Raw genomic sequence first — 21,727 nt, 5'->3', positions numbered from 1 at the left:
CTCCGGAGGGGGGTGGTGCTTAGAGGTGTTTTCTAGAACTTGCGGTCGGGCAGGGCGGTCGCCGCGGCCTCGGGCGAGTCGAAGGTCTCGCTCGGGACGACGATCGAGGACTCGACGGTCTCGCCGGCGAGGGTCTTCTCGACGGCGTCGAGGGCGGTCTCGCCGAAGAGCGGGTTGTACTCGGCGACGAAGCTGAGCTCACCGTCGGCGAGGGCCTGCAGGGCGTTCTTGGTGCCGTCGATCGTGGCGATCTTGACGTCGACGCCCGGGGTGAGGCCGGCCTCCTGGACGGCCTGGACCGCGCCGAGACCCATCTCGTCGTTCTGCGCGAAGACCATCTGGACGTCGTTGTTGTTCGACTTCAGGACGGTCTCGAAGACGCTCTTGGCCTCCTCGGTGGACCAGTTGGCGGTCTGCGCGCCGACCTTGGTGAAGGCGGAGTCGGCGCCGATGACCTCGTCCCAGCCCTCGTTGCGCTCGTTGACGACGGAGACGCCGGCGGGGCCCTCGAGGGTGAAGTACTTGGCGCCGTCCGGGAAGGCGCTCTTCGCCCAGTCGGCGACCGAGGTGCTGACCGCGATGTTGTCCGGCGCGATGCGGGTGACGTAGAGGTCGCTGTTGTCCGGCTCGATGCCGCGGTCGATCAGGATGACCGGGATCTCGGCCTCCTGAGCGCGCTCGAGCGAGTCCTCCCAGCCGGAGCCCTCCGTGGCCGACAGCAGGATGATGTCGACGCCCTCGTCCACGAAGGACGTGAAGGAGTCGATCTGCGACTTCTGGTCGCCGTTGGTGGCGGGGGCGTACTTGAGGTCGTAGCCCGCGTCGGCGGTGAACGTCTCCTCGATGTTGGTCTCGTTCGCCTGACGCCACGCGCCCTCGGGGCCGACGGCCACGAAGCCGATGGTGGTGACGTCGTCTCCTCCGCCGCCCGCGGCCGTGTCCGAGCCGCCGGAGCAGCCGGCGAGGCCGAGCGCGAGTGCGCCGACTGCTGCGAAACCGAGGAACTGGCCGAAACGCCTCGTGTTGTACATGGATCTCCTCCTTGAGATCACGGACGCGCGGGAGCGCCCGTGGGTGCGGGCCCAGGGGCCCGGATGTGATGAGTGCAGTGCGGGCCTGGCGCCCGAGGTGCAGTGAGTGCAGGATGTGCGGTGGACGCCCGTCGTGAAGTGACACGTCCGGGTGCGTCCTGGGCAAAATGTTACCGTGAACAATTCTTGTGACGCAACAGCGCATCGGCGTCTCCGGTAACGATCGTGCATTAACGCCGGAGACCCGCCGCCTCCCGGGGGAGGGGCGGGTCTCGATACGCCGCTGCGCGGCTACTCGACCAGCATGGAGGCCGCTGCGCGGCTACTCGACCGGCATCAGGCGGGTGCTACTCGCCGTGCTGCAGGCGGCGCCGCAGGAGCAGCGCCCCGCCGCCGAGCAGGAGCGCGAGCGCTCCGAGCGGCAGCAGCGACAGGTCGGTGCCGGTGGCGGCCAGGTCACCGTCGGGTCCGGCGACGGGCGCGGGCTCGTGCGGTGCGGGATCGCCCGGCGCCGGAACCACGGGCGGCGCGGTCTCGGTCGGCATCGGCACGGGCGTCGCGGTGGCGGTCGCGGTCGGCTCCGGAGTGGGCGTCGGCGTCGGCACCGGCTCCGTCCCCTCCTGCGCCAGCACCGGGACCGTCGACCAGTCGATGTCGCTCGCCAGGCCGTACGAGGTGTACGACGGCTGGTTGTACGCGGTCTGCTGGCGCGCGACCTCGACCCGGTACTGCGGGTCGTGCATCAGCGTCGTCAGCTTGCGGTCGGTGACCTCGGTGCTCGAGTAGATCCGGATCGCGCTCGAGTCCGCGGTCGGCAGCAGCAGCTCCTCGCGCCAGTCGCCGAGCACGTCCGCCACGAGAGACGGGTTGCCCTTCGTGCCGTTGTTCGTCACGGTGCCCTCGGCCGAGAGCAGCACGGTGCCGTCACCGGTGACGATCGTCGGAGTGACGGGCGTCGCGTCCTGCATCGTCGTGCTGGCCACGATCTGCGTGGTCATGTCCGCGGCCCAGCGGATGCTCTGGTTGGTGCCGGGCTGCTCGGCGGGATCCCCGCCGTCGAGCGGGTCGCCGCTCGCCGAGAGCTTTCCGATCGCCCAGACCTCCTGGCCGGGGATCGCGGGGTCGATGTCGCCGATCATCCCGCGGCCGGTGTCCTTGCCGGAGTAGGCGCCGAAGAGCACCTCGCCGGTCGCGGCGTCGCGCAGCGCGTAGCCGTAGGGCGCGCCGACGCCGCCCTCGTGCACGCTGAAGATCTCGAGCCCGGGGTTCGCCGGGTCGATGTCGGTGACGTGCATCGCGTCGCCGTGGCCGAGCTTGGCCTCGGTGCCGGGCGCGCTGCTGCCCTCGGGCAGGGTGTCGTAGGAGCTGTAGAGCAGGCTGCCGTCGTCGTCGAGGGTGGCGGAGCCGTAGACGATCTCCTGCCGGCCGTCGCCGTCGACGTCCGCCGCGCTGAGCGAGTGGAAGCCCTGGGTGGTGAGCGTCGCCCACTCCGGACTGGAGCCCTCGCGGCCGTGCGGGGTGTCGTTGAAGGGGTTGGTCAGCGGGACGTGACCGCTGTCGGCGACCCAGCGCTGCGACAGCTCGCTGCCGTCCCAGTCGTAGGCGACGACGACCGCGCGGGTGTAGTAGCCGCGGGCGAAGACGGCGGACTGCGTCTCGCCGTCGAAGGAGGCGACGCCCGCGAGGAAGCGGTCGTTGCGGTTGCCCGGCTCGATCCGGGAGTAGGCGTAGTCGCCCCAGAGCAGGCCGTCGTCGCCGCGGGCCGGCTCGTAGGCGACGGTCTGCAGCTCCTCGCCGGACTCGCCGTCGAAGACCGTGAGGTACTCGGGGCCGGTCAGGATGAAGCCCTCGAAGGTGGTCAGGTCGTTGCGGTCGCTCCGGCTCGGCGCGTAGACGTCGATGAAGTAGTCGGCGAGCTCCGTCGCCCCGGCGCGGTCGAGCGGGTAGGCGTGCGTCGGCGCGATGCCGAACGCCTCCTCGAGTGTGGCGGGCCACTGACCGGAGGTGACCTCCTCGCGGGTGCCCCAGCCCTCGAAGATCCCGATGAGGTGCTCGCGGTAGCCGGCGGCGGAGAGGCGGTAGTCGTCCTGCGGGGTGACGCCCGCGGCGACGTCCTCGGGGAGGAGCGTGATCGACTCGGCGCGGGCGGTGTCGCCGCCGGGCAGGATCGTCGTGCCCGGCGCGGTCTTCGTCATGATCTCGGAGCGGCCGTCGCCGTCGAAGTCGGAGACGAGGAACTGCGTGTAGTGCGCGCCGGAGCGGATGTTCACGCCCAGATCGATGCGGTGCAGCAGTGTGCCGTCGGCCTCGTACGTGTCGAGATAGGTGCTGCCGGTGTAGCCCTTCTGCGAGACGTCCTTCGCGTTCGAGGGGTACCACTTCACGACGTACTCGTAGTCTCCGTCGCCGTCCATGTCGCCGACGCTCATGTCGTTGGCGCTGTAGGTGTAGGCCTCGCCGGCCGGAGTGACGCCGTCGGCCGGCTTCTGCAGCGGCAGCGTCTCGAAGGCGTCCGCAGAGGCGGTGGCCGGAGCGCTCGGTTCGCCGGGCTCGCCGTCGACGAGCGGGACGACGCGGTACTCGTCACCGGGCGCACCCGCCGGGTCGTGCAGGTTGGTGCTGTCGGTGACGACGCCGATCCGCTCCGCCCCGCGGTAGACGGCGAAGTCGGCGCCGACCATCCCACTGTCGGAGGAGCCGGTCACCTCCGTCGCGAGCAGCCGCCAGCTGACGAAGACGCCGCCGTCGGGCGAGGCGAGCGCCACGACCCCGCGGTCGAGGTCCTCGAGCTGCGCGGTGAGGACGGGGTTGGCGGGGACGGCGGGCGGCGCGGTGGTCTGCGCTGCGGCAGTGGACGCGCCGGTCAGCGCGAGCCCCGCGGCGAGCGCGAGGCCGAGGCCGGAGCGGAGCGCCCCGGCGGCGGTGGTCGGACGGAACGGACGTGAATTCGGCATTGAATCCCTCGGCATCGATGGTCCGGGATGCAGGAATGCGCTTTCCCCGGTCCCGCGCCACCCTACGTGAGACGTTTCACAGGGGTCAACCGTGTCCCCCGGATCTCGATACGCCCTCTGCGAGGGCTACTCGATCAGCATGAGGCGCGTCACCAGGCGTCGTCGGCCGCGTCGTCGTCCGTGGTGTCCGCGGCGATCATCTCGACGATGGTGTCGACGGTGAGCCAGGGGCCGTTGCTGACCTCGCCGATCTTCTCGCGGTCCTTGAAGACGACGATGCGGTCGCTGAGGCGCACCACCTCCTCCAGCTCGGAGGAGATGTAGACGATGGAGACCCCCTCCTTGGCGAGCTGGGCGATGTGCGCCTGGATCTCGACCTTCGAGGCGACGTCGATGCCGCGGGCCGGCTCGTCGAGCACCAGCAGGCGCGGCCGGGTGGCGAGCCACCGCGCCAGCACGACCTTCTGCTGGTTGCCGCCGGAGAGGTACTTCACCGGCATGTCCGGGTCGGCCGGCGTGATGTTCAGCGCCTCGACGTAGGTGGCGACGAGCGTGTCGGTCTCGGCGGCCGACAGCGGGTGCGCCCAACCGCGCAGCGCCTGCAGCCCGAGCACGAGGTTCTCGCGCAGCGACAGGTCGCCGATGATCCCGTCCTCGCGGCGGTTCTCGCTGGAGTGCGCGATGCGGTTCCGCAGCCCCGACACCGGGTCGACGATGTCCGCGTGCTCGCCGTCGATCAGCACCTCGCCGCTGTCCGGCCGCTCGACGCCGCTGAGCAGCGACGCCAGCTCGGTGCGTCCGGAGCCGCGGAGGCCCGCGAAGCCGACGATCTCGCCGCGGTGCAGCTCGATGTCGGTGGGGGAGACGGCGCCCCGGCGGCCGATGCCGACCGCGCGGTAGATCGCGGGGCCGGTGGGCTGGCGGCGGTGCTCGCGGCGGTCGGAGCCGATCTGCCGGAGCGCGTCGATGTCCTTGCCGATCATCTTCGCGATCAGCTCGGCCCGGTCCATCCGCCCGGCCGGGTACTCGCCCTCGGTGCAGCCGTCGCGGAGCACGGTGATGCGGTCGCTGAGGGTGAGCACCTGCTCGAGGAAGTGCGAGACGAAGACGATGGCGACGCCCTGGCCGCGCAGCCTCCGCAGCACCGTGAAGAGCCGGGCGACGTCGCCGAGGTCGAGGCTCGAGGTCGGCTCGTCGAGGATCAGCACCCGCGGCCGGTCGACCATCGCGCGGCCGATCGCGACCAGCTGCCGGATCGCGGGCGACAGCGAGCGCAGCGGCAGGCGCGGATCGAGGTCCTCGAGACCCAGCTCGGCCAGCATCTCGGCCGCCCGCGCGTGGGTGCGCGACCAGGAGATGCCGAGGCGCCCGCGGATCTCGTGCCCGATCATCACGTTCTCGCCGATGCTGAGGTTGTCGGTCAGCCGCTCGTCCTGGAAGACCGCGGTGATGCCGGCGGCCTTCGCGTCGGCCGGTCCGCTGAAGCGCCGGGCGACGCCGTCGACGACGATCTCACCGGCGTCGGGCTGGTGGATCCCGGTGAGCGTCTTGATCAGCGTGGACTTGCCCGCGCCGTTCTCGCCCATCAGGCCGTGGATCTCGCCCGGCACGAGGCGCAGCCGCGCACCGGCCAGCGCGGGCCCGGAGGAGAAGGAGACGTGGATGCCCGTCATCTCGACGACCGGGTCCGGGCGTGCGGGACCGGGGCGTGCGGGAGTCGTCGTCGACTGAACTGACACGTGCCGTCCTCGGTTCGTGTGCGGGGCGGCGCCGGGGGAGCGTCGCGCCAGGGGTGCCGCCGATGATACGCGAGCGCCGGTCGCGAGCGTCAGCTGCGGGGCGGCGCCGTCGACTCGCGCACCACGAGCTCGGTGGGGATGCGGGTGCGCTGCGGGATCTCCTGGCCGCGGATCCGCGCGTGGATCACCTCGGCGACGGTGGTGCCGAGCTTGTCGAAGTCCTGCCGCACCGTGGTCAGCGGCGGCAGGAAGTGCCGGGCGGTGGGCAGGTCGTCGAAGCCGACGATGCTGACGTCCTGCGGCACGCGGATGCCGCGCTCGACGAGACCGTGGATGACGCCGAGCGCCATCTCGTCGTTCGCGACGACCATCGCGGTGAACTCCGGGACGGACTGCAGGCTGCGGGCGAACTCGTAGCCGGAGTCCGGGGTCCAGTCGCCGATGACGATCGGGCGCTCGCGCATCCCCCACGCCTTCGCCCGGCTGTGGAAGGCGCGCTCGCGGGCGCGGGCGTCGAGCCAGTCGAGCGGGCCGGACATGTGCAGCACGTCGCGGTGGCCGAGCGAGGCGAGGTGGTCGACCGCCTGGCTCATCCCGGCCTGCTGGTCGACCGAGACGGTGAGGAAGTTCGCGTCCTTGTCGGACTTCACGACGAGCGTCGGCACGCCGATCTCGACGGTGCGCAGCGTCGCGACGGAGGAGGAGCGCGGCGCGATCACGCAGAGCGCGTCGATCCCGAGACCGGAGAGGTGCCGGATCGCGTCGACGGGGCTCATGTCCTGGTCGTCGCGCAGCGCGACGGAGGTGACGGAGTAGCCCTTCTCGCGCGCGGCCCGCTCGATGGCGCGGAGGGTGCTGGACGGGCCGAACTCGGCGCCGCTCTCGATCATCACGCCGATGCGGTCGGTGCGCTGGGTGACGAGCGAGCGCGCCGCGATGTTGGGGCGGTAGTCGAGCTCGGAGACGGCCTCGAGGACCTTCTGCCGGGTCGACTCCTTGATGTTCGGGTGCCCGCTGAGCACGCGGGAGACCGTCATGTGCGAGACGCCGGCGACCGCGGCGACATGCCGGAGGTTGGGCCGATCGGCCATGGCGCGGACCTCCTCCGCTCCCCTGAGGGGAGAGCCGGGCACCCTCGGTGCGGCGGGATGACGAGGGCTCGACATCGCGGGTCCGTTCAGCATAGTCAAGCGGACCCGTGGGATCGCTCTCTCGGGAGTCGGCCCGCGTCGTGCAGGACGAACGAGCGGGCGCCCGGCTCCCCGGCGATGGAGCGGACGGTGAGCAGGCCGGCCCCCGCGTCCCAGCGGGTGGCCCAGGCGGGCAGGCTCGCGGGGAAGGCCGTCCGCACCTCGACCGCGCGGCCGAGGAGGCTGGGGAACGCGAGGGTCGTCTCGCCCGCGTCGTCGCCGCGGTCCCAGAGCGAGAGGGAGATCGCGTCCGGTCCGCGCAGCGCGGAGGCGACCCAGCGGTCGGTCCAGCCCGGCAGGCCGAGCGGCCAGAGCGGCACCGACGCGACCAGGTGCGCCCGGAGTTCGCCGGCGGTGCGCACGGCCTCGGCGACGAGCGCGCGCTGCTGCGCCGTCATCCGATCCAGGTGGCCGGTGAGGAGGAGCCGGCCCGCGAGGCCCGTCACCAGCGTGAAGGCGATCGCCTCGTCGCTCATCTCCGGCTGCGGGCAGGCCCAGTTCGCGGCCTGCTCGGGGAGCATCGAGAGCGGGGCCGCCGCGGCGATCGGCGGCGCGAGCAGCGGATCCTCCTGGTCGGAGGTCGACTGCAGCTGCAGCCGGGAGAGCATCGCGGAGTCGGCGCGCATCGCTCCGGAGGCGCAGTTCTCGAGGATCAGCTGCGGGTGGCGGTCGAGCACGCCGTCGATCCAGGCGAGGTGCGCGCGGGAGTGCTCGAGGAGTCCGGCGCCGGCGCTCGTCGCGTCGCGGTCGGTGCCGGGGCCCGGATCGATGTTGTAGTCGAGCTTGACGTAGCCGATGCCGAACTCGCGGACGAGCCGGTCCACGGTCTCGTCGAGGTGCGCACGGGCTGCAGGATGGCGCAGATCGAGGTGGTGGCGGCCGCTCTCCTCCACCCGGATCCCCGAGCGGGAGAGGAACGCCCCGTCGGGCAGGGATCGGGCGAGCGGGCTTCCGGTGCCGATCACCTCGGGCTCGAGCCAGAGCCCGGGCACCATGCCGTGGCCGCGGATCGCGTCGACGACCTCGCCGAGTCCGCCCGGGAAGCGCCGGGTCGACGGCGTCCACTCGCCGACGGTGTCCCACCAGGACTCGGTCTCGGCGTACCAGCCGGCGTCGACGCAGAACACCTCGGCGCCGACCTCGGCCGCCGCGGCGATCAGCGGCAGGAGCTTCGCGGTCGTCGGGTCGCCGCCGAGGGTGTTCAGGTAGTCGTTGAAGACCAGCGCGGGGCGGCGGTCGTCGGGGTGGGCGCGCCGGGCCGACCGCTTCGCCCGGGTGAGGGCCGCGGCGGCGTGCTCGAGGCCGGTGCCGACGGCGACGAGCGCCGGCACCGAGGTGAAGGGCTCGCCGGGCGCGAGGAGCACGGACCACTGGTGGTCGCGGTCCGTGGGGCCGGAGGCGGCGAGGTAGGCGTCGCCGATCTGCTCGCCGGCCTCCCAGCGCCACGGGCCGTTGTGCGCGACCTCGCAGAGCCAGGTGACGTCCTGCCGCCGTGAGCGGAGCGCGGCGAGCGGGAGGGCGCCGCCGGTCGACCAGGTGCCGGTCGCGGTGCGGACGACCGACTCGCGCGGGGGCTGCTCGGTGTGCTCCGGATGGAGGTCGGGCAGGAGTGCGCGCAGCTCGCGCGCCTCCCAGCGGCCCTCGCCCAGCCACTCGCTGCGGCCCTCGAGCAGCTCCCAGTCCGCGGCCGGGTCGGCGGCGGCGCCGACGTCCAGCCGGGTGCCGAGAGGCATCGCCCAGCTGGTGACGGCGGTGAGCAGCACCGGCCCGGTGCCCGCGTTCTCGACGGTCGTGCTCACGCGGAGGGCGGTGCCGAGCGCGTCGATCGTGGTCGTGGCGCGCAGGCCGTCGGCGCTCGCCGAGACGATCCGAAGGACGGTCGCCCCGGCCTCGCCCCCGCCCCCGGCCTCGTGCGAGACGTAGCGGAGGGAGTCGCCGATCGCGGTCTGCACGAGCCGGTCGGTCGAGGTGACGTGGCCCCGGCCGGCGGTGAGGATCCCGACCAGCGGCAGTGCGTGCTCGAAGCGGATCTCGAGCTCGCCGGAGACGAGTCGCGCGAGGCTCACGGGGGCGTCGGGGGAGCGGCGGAACTCGAGCTCGAGCGGCCCGGCGCGCCAGGAGAGGGTCTGCGCTGACATGGGGGATCTCCGATCGCACGAAACGTTCGCCTCGGACTCTAGGCGGGGTGCGCGGGAGGGATCAAGCGCGGAAGCGAAACGTTTCGCCCCAGTGGTGGGAAAGGGCGGGAGAAGGGTTGCTCGGAGGGGTTTGACCTTGCGCAACTGCCGCTGTTACCGTGAACAAATTCTCGCCCCGGCTCTCGGGGCCGCGCTCTCGCGGCCCGACGGGGGCGCCCGCATCACGATCGACGACGGAGTCATCCATGCACCTGACCGCGCCCGCACCGGGCCTGCGCCGCCGGCTGATCGCCGGTCTCCTGATCCTGCTGGCGACGATCGTGGCGCTGCCGCTGGCCGCCGCGAGCCCCGCGGCCGCGATCGGCGAGTCGACCTTCACGAATCCGCTCGAGCCGGACACGGCCGACCCGACGATCGAGTTCCACGACGGGAACTACTACCTGGTCGCCACGACCTGGGACAACCGCGTGGTGATGCGCAAGGCGCCGACGCTCGCGGCGCTCGGCACCGCGACTCCGGTGACCGTCTACTCCGACACGAACCCGGGCCGGAACGCGAACATGTGGGCGCCCGAGCTGCAGCGGCTCGAGGGCCCGAACGGCTGGCGGTGGTACCTGATGTACACGATGGGCACCGCGGGGAACTTCGACGGCCAGCACCTCCAGGTGATCGAGAGCGCGGGCGACGACCCGATGGGCCCGTACAGCTACAAGGGCCGGCCGGTCCCGGTCGACTCCTGGAACATCGACGGCGCCTATCTGCAGCTGAACGGCGAGCTCTTCATGACCTGGTCGGCGTTCCAGCCGGGCAACGGGCTGCAGAGCAACTACATCGCCCGGATGTCGGACCCGTGGACCGCGGTCGGCCCGCTGAACGTGCTGTCCGAGCCGGTCGAGCCGTGGGAGACCATCGGCATGCCGGTCAACGAGGGTCCGATCCCGCTGCAGAAGGACGGCCGCACCTGGATCGTCTACTCGGCGAGCTTCTGCGGCACCGAGGACTACCAGCTCGGCACGCTCGAGTACGACGGCACCGGCGACCCGGTGCTCGCCTCCTCCTGGACCAAGAGCGACGGCCCGGTCTTCTCGAAGGCGAACGGCGAGTACGGCACCGGTCACAACGACTTCTTCGACTCGCCCGACGGCACCGAGACCTGGAACCTGTACCACGCGAACCCCGGCCCGAACGACGGCTGCAGCCGCCAGCGCTCGGCCCGCGCGCACCTCGTCGACTGGACCGCCGAGGGCGAGCCCGACTTCGGCGTCCCGCTCGGCACCGCCGCGCGGATCCCCGTGCCCAGCGGCGAGAACGCGCCGATCACGGCCCGCGTCGAGGGTGCGGCCTGGCAGCTGGTCAGCCGCAGCACCGGCCTCTGCGCCACGGTGTCCTCCGCCCAGAGCGGCGACGGCGCCGGCGTCGTGCAGGGCTCCTGCGCCACGCCCCGCGCGAGCTGGACGCTCGACAGCACCGGCGACGGCTTCGTCCGCGTCGTGAACGCGAGCAGTGGGACGTCGCTCGGGCCGGTCGGCTGCTCGACCGCCTCGGGTGCGTCGCTGCAGCAGTCCGCGTGGCTGACCACCTCCTGCCAGCAGTGGACGGTGGCTCCGGGTTCCGGCGGCTACTCGACGCTGACGAACCGCACCAGCGGCAAGGCGCTCGACGCGGCCTCCGGAGCGATCCGCCAGTCGACGCCGAGTGCCGCCGCCTCTCAGGAGTGGGCGCTGCGCCCGGTCGGCGCGGTCGCCGTCACCTCGCTCGTCACCGGCAAGTCCTTCGACCTGCCGAACTGCTCCACCGCCGACGGCGCGGTGCTGCAGCAGCGGGAGTGGCTCGGCTCGCCGTGCCAGCGCGTGACGTTCACGGCCGCCGCGGACGGCGCCGTCGAGATGCACCCCGTCTCGGCCGCGGCCAAGTGCCTCGCGGTCACCGGAGGCTCCACCGCCGACGGCGCGACCGTCACGCAGGGCGCGTGCGGCGTGACCGGCAGCAGCTGGCGGCTCCGCCCGGGCAACGACGGCACCGTCGAGCTCCGCGCCGTGCACAGCGGCAAGGCGCTCGACCTGTCGAACTGCTCGGACCAGAACGGCACCCGGATCGGCCAGTGGAGCGTGCTGAACAACGGCTGCCAGCGCTTCCGCGTCTCGCTCGGTGCGCCGGCCGCGCCGGTCGCGCTGCAGCTCGCCGCCACCTCGTCGGTGCGCTGCGTCGCGGGCAAGCCGGTGCTCACCACGACGGTGAAGAACACGGACGACCTGCCCGCCGACATCACCGTCACCACCGCCTCCGGCACCAAGACCTTCCCGGCGGTCGCCGGCGGGAAGAACGCCACGGCGAGCTTCACGGTGCGCCAGCCGACGCTGGCCGCCGGCTCGGCCTCGGTGACGGGCGCCGGAGTCGACGACGCGGGCCGTGCGGCCACGCAGTCGGCCGCCTACCCCGCCATCACCTGCTGACGCCGGGTCTCGACAAGCCACCCCCCCCCGTGCAAAGGAGCACCATGCCCACCCCCACCCGCCGCGCGCCCTTCCGCGCGGCCCTCGCCGCCCTCGGCCTCGGGGCGGTGCTCGCCGCCGGCCTCGTCGCCCCCACCGCGACGGCCGCCGACGCCGCGGTCCCCACCGCCGGCCTCCTCGCCGACTACCGCTTCAGCCAGACGACCGGCGCGACCGTCCCCAACTCGGCCGGCGGCGCCGTGGGAGCCGCGCGCGTCGTGAACGGGACGGACGCGCTCTGGACCGGCACGTCACTCCGTCTCGCCGGCGGCGCGAAGACCAGCGCGGCCCCCTGGGTCGAGCTGCCCGACGACCTGCTCACGGGCAAGACGTCAGGGACGGTCACGATCGAGACGCGCGCCGACGCCTCGATGCTGTCGACCTTCCACTTCCTCTGGAACATCGGCAGCGACAGCACCTCGCAGTACTGGTTCGCGTCCGTGCGCGACAAGGTGCGCACCGCGATCACGACCACCGGCGGTGGCGGTGAGAACAACGCCCGCGGCGCGTCCGGCATCGCGGCCGACCGCTGGTACAGCCTCAGCTCGGTGATCGACGGCGCCGCCGGCACGATCTCGTTCTACGTCGACGGCACCCGCGTCGCCTCCGCGCCCACCGCGCTGCGGCCCGCCTCGGTGACGGATCAGTCGCTGAACGCCATCGGCCGCGCGCCCTACCCCGACCCCTTCTACAAGGGGGAGGTGTCGACGTTCCGCGTCTACGACCGCGCCCTCACCGGCGAGGAGGTCGCGACGGTGTCGACCGTCGACGCGAAGCTGCACGCCTCGTCGTTCGCGCCGCTCACCGCGGCCGTGCTCGACGGCGTCACCCCGCTGACCATCGACGACTCGACCACGAACCTGCCCGACTACGGTGGCACCGTGACCTGGGCCTCGAACGACCCCACCCTCCGCGTCTCCGCCGACGGCCGCAACCTCGCCGCCGACCGCCCCGCCGCGGGCCAGGCCGCCCGCACGTCGTCGCTGACCGCGACCGCGTCGATCCGCGGCGTCGCGCAGTCCCGTGCCGTCGCCGTCACCGTCGAGCCGCAGGTCGGCGTGGACACCCCCTACGGCTATCTGATGGTGCACTTCGTCGAGGACGCGCAGGGCTACGCCGAGAAGATCTACCTCGACGTCTCCCGCGGCGACGACCCGGAGAAGTGGGACCCGCTGAACGGCGGGAAGCCGATCCTCGCGTCCGACCTCGGCACGACCGGCGTCCGCGACCCGTACCTCACCTACAACCCCGAGACGAAGAAGTACTACATCATCGCCACCGACCTCCGCGTCTTCGGCGGCGACCAGGGCTCGGGCTCGTGCACCACCTGGTGCTACTGGACCACGCAGGGCAGCACGAAGATGAACGTCTGGGAGTCGAGCGACCTCGTCTCCTGGAGCGACCTGCGCCAGTTCGACGTCGCGCTCGACGCGGCCGGCACGAAGCAGCTCGAGGCCGGCATGATGTGGGCGCCCGAGGCGACCTGGGTCGCCGACTACAACGGGGCCGGCAAGGGCGCGTTCGTCGTCTACTGGTCCTCGACCGTGTACCCGAACGCCGCGCACACGCCCGGCACCGGCGCGTCGCGGGTGCTCTGGGGTGCGACCACCGACTTCACCCAGGCCACGTACTCCTACGGCGGCACCTTCATCGACACCGGCGCCGACGTCATCGACACCACGATGATCCAGGACGGCGGCACGACCTACCGCATCTCGAAGGACAACGGCACCGGCCGCGGCATCTACATGGAGTCCACGACCGCGAAGCAGTGGTGGCTCCCGTCCACCGCGTGGACGCAGCTGCAGGACCGCATCGGCGCCGTCTGGGCCGGCGGAAACGCCGGGGGAGTCGAAGGACCGGCCGTCTTCAAGGACCACGACGCCGATCGCTGGTACCTCTACGTCGACGTCATCCCCTCCACCGGCTACCGGCCGATGGTGACCACCGACCTCGACGCCGGCTGGACCCAGCTGAACGACCCCGGCTTCTCGCTGGCGCCGTCGACCAAGCACGGCGGCATCGTGTCGCTCACCGCCGGTCAGTACGCCGAGGTCCGCGCGGCCGACGCCGCGACCGCCGTGCGCTCCGACCTGGGTGAGGTGGGCTCCGTCGCCGCGCTGCCCGCCCGTGCCGACGTCGTCCTCGCCTACGACCGCGGCACCGCCTCGCAGCCGGTGACCTGGGACACCTCCTCCGTCGGCGCCGCTCCCGGCCGCTACCCGGTCACCGGAGTCGTGCGCACCATCGGCGCGAACGACAACCAGTGGGTCGGAGCGGGCGGATCGACCGAGTACAACGCGCCCGGCCGCGTGCTCTCCAGCTCGACGGCCGTGCGGGTGACCGCGACGGTGGTCGTGGCGGCGTCCACGGCGACGCTCACCGCGTCGACCCGCTGCGTGGCCGGCAAGGTCGTCGTGACCGGAGTCGTGAAGAACGCCGGCACCTCGCCGCTCACAGTCGTGATCCGCTCGGCCTGGGGCACCTCGCCCACGCTGACCGCGGCCCCCGGCGCGAACGCGACGCACGCCTTCACGACGCGCGCCACGTCCGTCGCCGCGGGCACCCTCACCGCGACGGCCGGCGCCGCCACCCTGCAGGCCCCGTACACGGCCCGCACCTGCAACTGACCCGAACACGCTGGTCGAGCAGCGCGCAGCGCGGCCCATGCTGGTCGAGTAGCGCGCAGCGCGGCCCATGCTGGTCGAGTAGCGCGAAGCGCGGCCCATGCTGGTCGAGTAGCGCGAAGCGCGTATCGAGACCCACCCCTCAGGCGACGGTGGATCTCGATACGCCCTCTGCGAGGGCTACTCGATCAGCATGAAGCGGCGCGGGTGCCGGGCGTGCGTGAGCGGGCCGGCGCAGCATGAAGTGCCGCATGCGCATGCGCACCCCATGCTGGTCGAGTAGCGCGAAGCGCGTATCGAGACCCACCCATCAGGCGACGGTGGATCTCGATACGCCCTCTCCGAGGGCTACTCGATCAGCATGGATCAGGGCCGGCGTGCTGTGCCGGGATGTGCGACCCCTGTTGGTCGAGTAGCGCGAAGCGCGTATCGAGCTGAGGGGGCGCCTTCGGCGCCAGCGCAGGGCGGGGAAGAGACCGACGTCCTTGCGGTGGTGGGTCTCGATACGCCCCTGCGGGGCTACTCGACCAGCATGTCTGCGGGCGTCTCTTCCAAGTAGACCCACCCATCAGGCGACGGTGGATCTCGATACGCCCTCTCCGAGGGCTACTCGATCAGCATGGGGCGGCGCGGGTGCCGAGCGTGCGTGAGCGGGCCGGCGCAGCATGAAGTGCCGCATGAGCATGCGCACCCCATGCTGGTCGAGTAGCGCGCAGCGCGTATCGAGACCCACCCGCCGGGTGGTGGTGGATCTCGATACGCCCGCTTCGCGGGCTACTCGATCAGCATGAGCGGCGCATGCTGGTCGAGGGGCGCGCAGCGCGTCAGGACCCGCGTTCGTCAGAACGGGGGTGGTGAGTCCTCGAAGCGGGGGCCCGGCGGGGCGCCGGCGAGGGCCGGTCGGCGGACGGTGACGAGGCGGCCGGTGGGGGTGGTCCAGACGATGCTGCCGTCCTTGCGGGGGACGTAGGTCCAGCGGTCGCCGTGGCGGATGTGGTGGTGGGACGTGCAGAGGCAGACGAGGTTCTCGAGGGACGTCTCTCCGCCGTTCCTCCATTCGAGGGTGTGGTCGGCCTCCGCTCGGGAGGCGGTGCGGGTGCAGCCGGGGAAGCGGCAGGTCTGATCGCGCAGCTGGAGGTGCAGGCGCATCTGCGGGGGCGGGACTCGGTAGGTGCGGCCGACGGAGACGACCGCGCGGGTATCGGGGTCGGTGAGGACGCGGGTGAACGACGCGCCCGTCTCGACCAGCGCTCGGGCGAGATCGGCCGGAATGAGGCCGTAACCGTCGAGGTTCGCGGGGGCATCGTCCAGACCGGCAGCAGTCGATGCGGCGAGGGTGAGGCGCACCTCCGCGCGGATCCCGGGCACGTACGACGCGGACAGCTGAGGCCCGTCGCCCGCGGGCGTGGTGCCGGCGATGTCGCCGTCACGCAGCAGATCGGTGAAGACGTCGGCCTTCAGCTGTGCCAGCGTGCGCTCGTCGCCGCCGTCGCGGAGGGAGCGGGCGATGCGGTCGACGCGCTCGGCGATGCCCATCGCGTCCGGCGCGGGCAGCAGCGCGCAGAGCGTCGCCATGCCGTCGACCTCCGGCGAGATCCAGACGGCGCGGTCCTGCCGGGCGCGGACGTGCCGCTGGGCGAGGGGCTCCTCGTGCAGCTCGTCGCGGAGTCGGGCGACGATCCGCCTCAGCTGCGTCGGGGTCACGTCCGGGGCGACTTCGGCGGCGCGCTCGTCGAACCGGGCGCGGGAGGCGGGAGGGAGGGTGGCGGCGGTGGCGCAGACGATCTCGCTCGAGTCCCACAGCAGCCGGCCGTCGGCCAGCAGGGTGCGGGTGCAGGGGAGGTCCTCGACGAGCAGCCGGGCGTGCTCGAGGACCGTCTCCGTGGCCCGCTCGGACAGGCGGAGCTTGACCGCGAACTCGGCGCGGATCGATCGCTCGACCAGGGAGTGCGCCTCGCTGCGGGAGAGCGACTTGCCGCGGGCGAACGCGTCGGGGACGGTGACCGCGGAGCGGTAGGCGAGGTGCAGGGTCTGCGCGCGGGTGAGGAGCAGCTGTGCGGAGGTGCGTCCGATCTCCGCGGCGATGTCGGTCAGCGCGTCGACGGCGGCGAGCGCGCTCGGCTGTCCTGCCGCTCCCGGGTCGCTGTGCTCATCCATACGCGTATTGAACCAGGGACCACCGACACCCGAGCGGCCGTCGGGCGGAACCCTCGGACAACTCCGCGAGATCGGATCTGTGGAGGAGAGCGCTACTCCCGCCGCCACTCCTCGAGGAACTCGGCGGTGGTCTTCGTCTCGAGCTCCAGCTCGATCTGCCCGAGCAGGACGTAGGGGTCGCCGATGTCGGCGGGCGTGCGGATGACCTCGGCGCCGGTGTCGAGGCGGGTGACCACGAGGTCGTGCGTCGTCATCACGCCGCCGCCGAGCAGGGCGTCGATCGTCATCCGGAGCCAGGTCAGCGTCCGGGGCCGCAGCTCGGCCCGCAGGTACTCGGCCGCGACCTCGCGCTCGCCGTCGTCGTCCCGCCCGTCGTCGTCCCGCCCGTCGTCCTCGTTCACGCCGTCACTGTAGCGAGCGCCCCCCCCGGCTCGGCGTCAGTGGCGCACCTGGAACCAGCGGATCAGCTCGCGCAGCGCCGGCAGCGTCGCGCTCGCGTCGACGTCGGTGTCGATGTCCTCGAAGGTGCTGCGGTAGCCGGGCAGCTCGGTCGTCATCGAGTCGGTGATCGCCTCGTACGCCATCGTCCAAGAGGGGAACAGCCGCTGCGCCGGCGCCTCCTCGAGCAGCACGCGCAGCCCGGCGTGCCGGGGGTCGTCGGCGATGATCGCCATCCGCTCGCGCAGCGTCGCGCTCGGTCCCTCGAGCAGCTGCAGGAACCGCCCGTCGCGGAACAGCAGGATGCCGGTCAGGCCGAGGCGCTCGTTGTTCGCGCGGCACTGCTCGAGCAGCGCGGGCAGGTCCGCCTCCTCGAGACCGGCGGCGGTGTGGCTCGCGTAGACGATGGAGCGGAGGTCGTCGTCCTGGGACGGGCGAGCAGCGGAGTCGGACATTGCCAGGAGGCCTCACAGCAGGTCCGCTCCGCCGCTCCTTCGAGCCCGCTCAGCCCGCGCACCGAAACCTCACCGAAAGCTAATTGTTCACGGTAACATCGCGCTCAGTACCGATCTCAACGACGAGAGGCCCCACGAATGACGACGAGACGACGGATCCCGATCGCGACCGCGGCGGTGATGGCGCTGACGGCGGGACTGCTCGCGGTCGGCCCGACCGCGCAGGCCGCACCGGCCACCTCCCTCGACAGCGCGAAGGTGCTCGAGCTGCCCTTCGACGGCAGCATCACTGACACCAGCGGTCGCGGCAACACGGTCGGGATGCAGAAGGGCACCGCCGCCTACGGCACCGGTCTCGCCGGCCAGGCCTTCGAGTTCACCGGTTCCAACGCGGTGTCGCTCGGCACCGACGCCCGGCTCCAGCCCGCCGACCTGACGGTCTCGTTCTGGTACAAGCCCACCGCAGCGATGACCGGCGAGCAGGTCTTCACCTGGAACAAGACCGCCTACAACTCCGACGGCTGGTACCTCACCTCCGAGAGCGACGCGACCCCGCTCGCGCTCTCGATCGGACCCTCGACCGGACAGCCCTACAAGGTCGCGATCGACACCGCCCGCGCCGGCTTCTTCCCGACGAACGAGTGGACCCATGTCGTCGCCACCTACGACAGGGCGACCAAGCAGGTCGCGTTCTACCGCAACGGCGTCAAGCAGCCCACCGTCACCAAGTCCGAGGCGACCGGAGCGGCCACCGGCGTGCTCGGCTCCGAGGGCACCTCGACCAAGACCCTCGGCTTCAACGGCCCGCAGTACAACGGTGCGCACCTGCGCGGACTCCTGGACGACTACGTCCTCTACGGCAAGGTCGCCACGACCACCGACGTCGTCGCGCTGACCAAGGCGCACAACGCGTCCTTCGACCCGGCCGCCGTCGCGAAGGCCGACCTCGACGCCGTCACCCTGCCCGCGAGCACGAGCACCGGCTTCTCCGTGCCGACCCGCGGCGCGAAGGGCTCCGACCTCAGCTGGACCTCCTCCGACGAGTCCGCGATCGCGATCTCCGGCGGCACCGCCACGGTCACCCCGCCCACCGGCGCCGCGACGACCGTCACCCTCACCGGCTCCTCGACCTACGGCGGCAGCACGGCCGTCACCCGCACCTTCGCGATCCAGGTGCAGCCGAAGGGCGTGAAGAGCTCGAGCTACCTGCAGGAGGCCGGCCTCTCGGACGTCACCGTCCAGGACCCGTACCTCGACAATGGCGAGCAGCAGACCGTCGAGTACCTGCTCAGCCTCGACCCCGAGATGTTCCTGCACTCCTTCTACACGCAGGCCGGTCTCACCCCGACCACGGCCGGCGGCTACGGCGGCTGGGAGCGCGAGAGCGGCACCCGGTTCCAGGGCCACTTCTTCGGCCACTACATCTCCGGCCTCTCCCAGGCCTACGCGAGCGAGCAGGACGCGACCACGAAGGCCGCGCTGCTCGCGAAGCTGACCGCCTCCGTCGACGGCCTGAAGAAGGTCCAGGACGCCTACGCGCTCAAGGACCCGGCCAACGCCGGCTACGTCTCGCCGTTCCCGGTGAGCTACCTGCCCTCCGGCGCCGACGGTCTGCTCGTGCCGTTCTACAACCTGCACAAGGTGCTCGCGGGCCTGCTCGACGCGCACCAGTACGCGCCCAGCGCCGTGTCGGCGGAGGCGCTCGTCGTCGCCGACGGCTTCGGCTCCTGGATCACGAACTGGGCCGGCCGCCAGGCGGACCCGGGTCAGCTGCTCAACACCGAGTACGGCGGGATGAACGAGGCGCTCTACCGCCTCTACGAGACCACGCAGAAGCCGGCGCACAAGCGCGCGGCCGAGTACTTCGACGAGACCGCGCTCTTCCGGAAGCTCGCGAACAACGAGGACGTCCTCAACGGCCTGCACGCGAACACGACGATTCCCAAGCTGATCGGCGCGCTCAAGCGCTACACCCTCTTCACCGACGACCCCGCGCTGTACGCGACGCTGACCGCCACCGAGAAGGCGGACCTCGACATGTACCGCCGCGCCGCCGAGAACTTCTGGCGGATGGTGGACGAGAGCCACAGCTACGCGAACGGCGGCAACAGCCAGTCCGAGCACTTCCACGGCGCGGACACCCTCTACCAGTACGCGACCAACGGGCAGACGACCGGCTACGGGGAGAACTCCACCTCCGAGGGCTGCAACATCTACAACATGCTCAAGCTCACCCGGGCGCTGTTCCAGGTGACGAAGGACGTGAAGTACGCCGACTTCTACGAGAACGCGTTCATCAACGGCGTGCTCTCGGTGCAGAACCCGGAGACGGGCATGGTCACCTACTTCCAGCCGCAGACCGCGGGCTACGCGAAGGTGTTCGGCGAGGAGCACGACGAGTTCTGGTGCGACCACGGCACCGGCGTCGAGAGCTTCACCAAGCTCGGCGACTCGATCTACTTCGAGGGGCCGAAGACGGTCTACGTGAACCAGTTCCGCTCGTCGGTGCTGACCTCGGGCGGCAGCAATCTGAAGGTGACGCAGACGGCGGACGTCCCGAACACCGACACCGCGCGCTTCACGATCGCGGCGCTCGGAGCGGGAGCGGTCGCCGAGGGCACCACGCTGCGCCTGCGCATCCCGGCCTGGGTCGACGGAGCGCCGACGCTCACCGTGAACGGCGCCGTCCGCGACGTCGCCGCGCTGACCGAGGGCGGCTACGCGGTCGTCCCGGTGGCGGCGGGCGACACCCTCACCTGGAAGCTGCCGGCCGCGGTCGCCGCAGTGGCGAACACCGAGAACGCGAACTGGACGGCCTTCACCTACGGGCCCGTCCTGCTCGCGACCGAGCTGAACCGGAACAACGTCGACGCCTCCTACCCCGCGGGCGTGCTCGTGCAGATGAGCGTCGCCGACAAGACGGTGAACTCGAACGTGGTCGTCGCGAACGCGGCCGCGTGGAAGTCCTCGGTGAAGCAGAACCTGCTCCGCCTCCCGAACGGCGCGAACGGCAACGGGACGACGACGATGCGCTTCGGCATGACGAACGTCGACGCCGCCTCCGAGGCCCGGATCTTCCAGCCGTACTACAGCCTCTACAACGCGCGCTACGCGACCTACATGACGCTCATCGCCCCCGACTCCGCGGAGGCCCAGGCGCTGATCCTCAAGGAGAAGCAGCAGCTGCGGGTGGAGGAGACGACGATCGACTCGCTCACCTCGTTCGACAACAACAACTCGGAGGCCGACAAGAACTACAAGTACAACCGCTCGGCGGTCGGGACCTGGCGCGGCGAGGGCTACCGCGACGGCGAGCGGTCGGCGGACGCGTACTTCCAGTACGACATGATCGTCGACCCCACGCTGCCGAAGAACTACCTCGGCGTCCGCTACTACGGCGGCGACGCGGGGCGCACCTTCGACGTCTACCTCAACGACGTGAAGCTCAAGACCGAGGTGGTCTCGGGTGCCGCGGGCGCGCTGAACTGGTACGTGCAGTACGACGAGATCCCTCGGGCGGTGCTCGACGGGATCGCGGCGAAGGACAGCTACAAGCGGAACCAGGCCGGCGCGTACGTCCTCGACGCCCAGGGGAACAAGGTCCCCAAGGTGACCGTGCGCTTCCAGGGCACCGGCACCGCGAGCAACGTCGGCGGCGTCTTCGGCGTCTACACGACGGAGTCGACCGGGTTCGCGACGAACGCGGAGCTGGCGAAGCTGACCTCGTCCGTCGGGACGTTCTCGCCGGCGCTCGCCGCCGGAGTGCGCGACCTCACGCTGACCGTGCCGGTCTCGACGACGAGCGTCGCGCTCGACCTCGACCCGGCCGTGGCCAGCGGACTGGTGAAGGTCGACGGCGTGCTGATCGACGACACCGTCGCCCGGACCGTGACCCTCGCGGCCTCGGGGACCACGGACGTCGTGATCACCTCCTCCGCGCAGGACCACACGACGCTCGCGACCTACCGGCTCGCGATCGTTCGGGCCGCTCCCGCCGCGGTGATCGACCTGACGGTCTCGGCCACGACGCGCTGCGTCGCCGGCAAGGTCGTCCTGACGACGACGGCCCGCAACGACTCGAAGGCCGCCGCGTCGATCTCGATCGCGACGCCCTACGCCACGAAGTCCTACCCGGGCATCGCGGCGGGCAAGAGCGCGACGCAGGCCGACACGACCCGCGCCGTCTCGATCCCGGCCGGCACCGCGACCGTCACCGCGACGGCCACGATCGACGGCACGGCGGTGACGACGACGAAGGCGGCCCCCTACTCCGCCCGCACCTGCGGCTGACCCCGCCCACCGACAGCGGCCGCCCGGGGACCCTTCCGGGCGGCCGCTCCGTCCTTCCTCCCTCCGCGAGATGCCACTTATGAGCAGTTTTCACGGCGTGTCGCGCTCATAAGTGGCATCTCGCGGCGGGGATCGGGGCGGGGGGAGGCGCCGGGCGTTATCTATTCGTTACACTTCTCGACCAAACCGGCACCACACTGCGAACGGGCAGGTCAA

11 protein-coding genes are annotated in these 21,727 nt (G+C 71.7%); 3 read left to right on the top strand and 8 right to left on the bottom strand.

What is annotated here, in order from left to right:
* Positions 1-32: 32 nt before the first annotated feature.
* The 5 genes from EDF43_RS02295 to EDF43_RS02275 form a co-directional block, all read right to left on the bottom strand.
* Entirely contained in the window at positions 33-1,031 is a 999-nt protein-coding gene (locus tag EDF43_RS02295; protein ID WP_123734653.1) for an ABC transporter substrate-binding protein, read from the bottom strand.
* 347 nt (positions 1,032-1,378) lie between these two features.
* Positions 1,379-3,985: a rhamnogalacturonan lyase gene (locus EDF43_RS02290; protein WP_165908984.1), complete on the bottom strand. Its 2,607-nt coding sequence runs from the start codon at positions 3,983-3,985 to the stop codon at positions 1,379-1,381.
* Positions 3,986-4,134: 149 nt separating this feature from the next.
* A complete protein-coding gene (locus EDF43_RS02285; RefSeq protein ID WP_308197700.1) occupies positions 4,135-5,724 on the bottom strand; it encodes a sugar ABC transporter ATP-binding protein in 1,590 nt (529 codons plus the stop codon).
* 89 nt (positions 5,725-5,813) lie between these two features.
* Positions 5,814-6,815 (bottom strand): LacI family DNA-binding transcriptional regulator, encoded by a 1,002-nt coding sequence (locus tag EDF43_RS02280; RefSeq protein ID WP_165908983.1) that lies wholly within the window; start codon positions 6,813-6,815, stop codon positions 5,814-5,816.
* A 95-nt stretch (positions 6,816-6,910) separates the two neighbouring features.
* Positions 6,911-9,052: a glycoside hydrolase family 36 protein gene (locus tag EDF43_RS02275; protein ID WP_123734655.1), complete on the bottom strand. Its 2,142-nt coding sequence runs from the start codon at positions 9,050-9,052 to the stop codon at positions 6,911-6,913.
* Positions 9,053-9,297: 245 nt separating this feature from the next.
* On the opposite strand from EDF43_RS02275, the gene EDF43_RS02270 reads away from it, so the two are divergent.
* Together EDF43_RS02270 and EDF43_RS02265 are read left to right on the top strand one after the other, a co-directional pair.
* Entirely contained in the window at positions 9,298-11,505 is a 2,208-nt protein-coding gene (locus tag EDF43_RS02270; protein ID WP_207901605.1) for an RICIN domain-containing protein, read from the top strand.
* 44 nt (positions 11,506-11,549) lie between these two features.
* Complete coding sequence (locus tag EDF43_RS02265) at positions 11,550-14,174, top strand: LamG-like jellyroll fold domain-containing protein (RefSeq protein ID WP_123734656.1); 2,625 nt, start codon at positions 11,550-11,552, stop codon at positions 14,172-14,174.
* 837 nt (positions 14,175-15,011) lie between these two features.
* Here EDF43_RS02265 and EDF43_RS02260 read toward each other — a convergent pair.
* From EDF43_RS02260 to EDF43_RS02250, 3 genes are all read right to left on the bottom strand, one after another.
* Complete coding sequence (locus tag EDF43_RS02260) at positions 15,012-16,328, bottom strand: HNH endonuclease signature motif containing protein (protein ID WP_123734657.1); 1,317 nt, start codon at positions 16,326-16,328, stop codon at positions 15,012-15,014.
* A gap of 92 nt (positions 16,329-16,420) precedes the next feature.
* Positions 16,421-16,729: a hypothetical protein gene (locus EDF43_RS02255; protein ID WP_123734658.1), complete on the bottom strand. Its 309-nt coding sequence runs from the start codon at positions 16,727-16,729 to the stop codon at positions 16,421-16,423.
* Positions 16,730-16,765: 36 nt separating this feature from the next.
* On the bottom strand, positions 16,766-17,221 hold the full coding sequence (locus EDF43_RS02250) for a BLUF domain-containing protein (RefSeq protein WP_123734659.1): 456 nt from the start codon (positions 17,219-17,221) through the stop codon (positions 16,766-16,768).
* A gap of 138 nt (positions 17,222-17,359) precedes the next feature.
* Here EDF43_RS02250 and EDF43_RS02245 point away from each other — a divergent pair, with 138 nt between their 5' ends.
* Entirely contained in the window at positions 17,360-21,511 is a 4,152-nt protein-coding gene (locus EDF43_RS02245) for a beta-L-arabinofuranosidase domain-containing protein (protein ID WP_132435220.1), read from the top strand.
* Positions 21,512-21,727: the final 216 nt, after the last annotated feature.

This window comes from Rathayibacter sp. PhB179, assembly GCF_004345345.1.
Classification (GTDB): domain Bacteria; phylum Actinomycetota; class Actinomycetes; order Actinomycetales; family Microbacteriaceae; genus Rathayibacter; species Rathayibacter festucae.
This window is presented reverse-complemented; position numbering and strand designations above follow the sequence as displayed.

Excerpts from the sequence above, each read along its gene's own strand:
- EDF43_RS02295 (WP_123734653.1), bottom strand. The coding sequence starts at position 1,031 with ATGTACAACACGAGGCGTTTCGGCCAGTTCCTCGGTTTCGCAGCAGTC.
- EDF43_RS02290 (WP_165908984.1), bottom strand. The coding sequence starts at position 3,985 with ATGCCGAATTCACGTCCGTTCCGTCCGACCACCGCCGCCGGGGCGCTC.
- EDF43_RS02280 (WP_165908983.1), bottom strand. The coding sequence starts at position 6,815 with ATGGCCGATCGGCCCAACCTCCGGCATGTCGCCGCGGTCGCCGGCGTC.
- EDF43_RS02275 (WP_123734655.1), bottom strand. The coding sequence starts at position 9,052 with ATGTCAGCGCAGACCCTCTCCTGGCGCGCCGGGCCGCTCGAGCTCGAG.
- EDF43_RS02270 (WP_207901605.1), top strand. The coding sequence starts at position 9,298 with ATGCACCTGACCGCGCCCGCACCGGGCCTGCGCCGCCGGCTGATCGCC.
- EDF43_RS02265 (WP_123734656.1), top strand. The coding sequence starts at position 11,550 with ATGCCCACCCCCACCCGCCGCGCGCCCTTCCGCGCGGCCCTCGCCGCC.
- EDF43_RS02260 (WP_123734657.1), bottom strand. The coding sequence starts at position 16,328 with ATGGATGAGCACAGCGACCCGGGAGCGGCAGGACAGCCGAGCGCGCTC.
- EDF43_RS02250 (WP_123734659.1), bottom strand. The coding sequence starts at position 17,221 with ATGTCCGACTCCGCTGCTCGCCCGTCCCAGGACGACGACCTCCGCTCC.
- EDF43_RS02245 (WP_132435220.1), top strand. The coding sequence starts at position 17,360 with ATGACGACGAGACGACGGATCCCGATCGCGACCGCGGCGGTGATGGCG.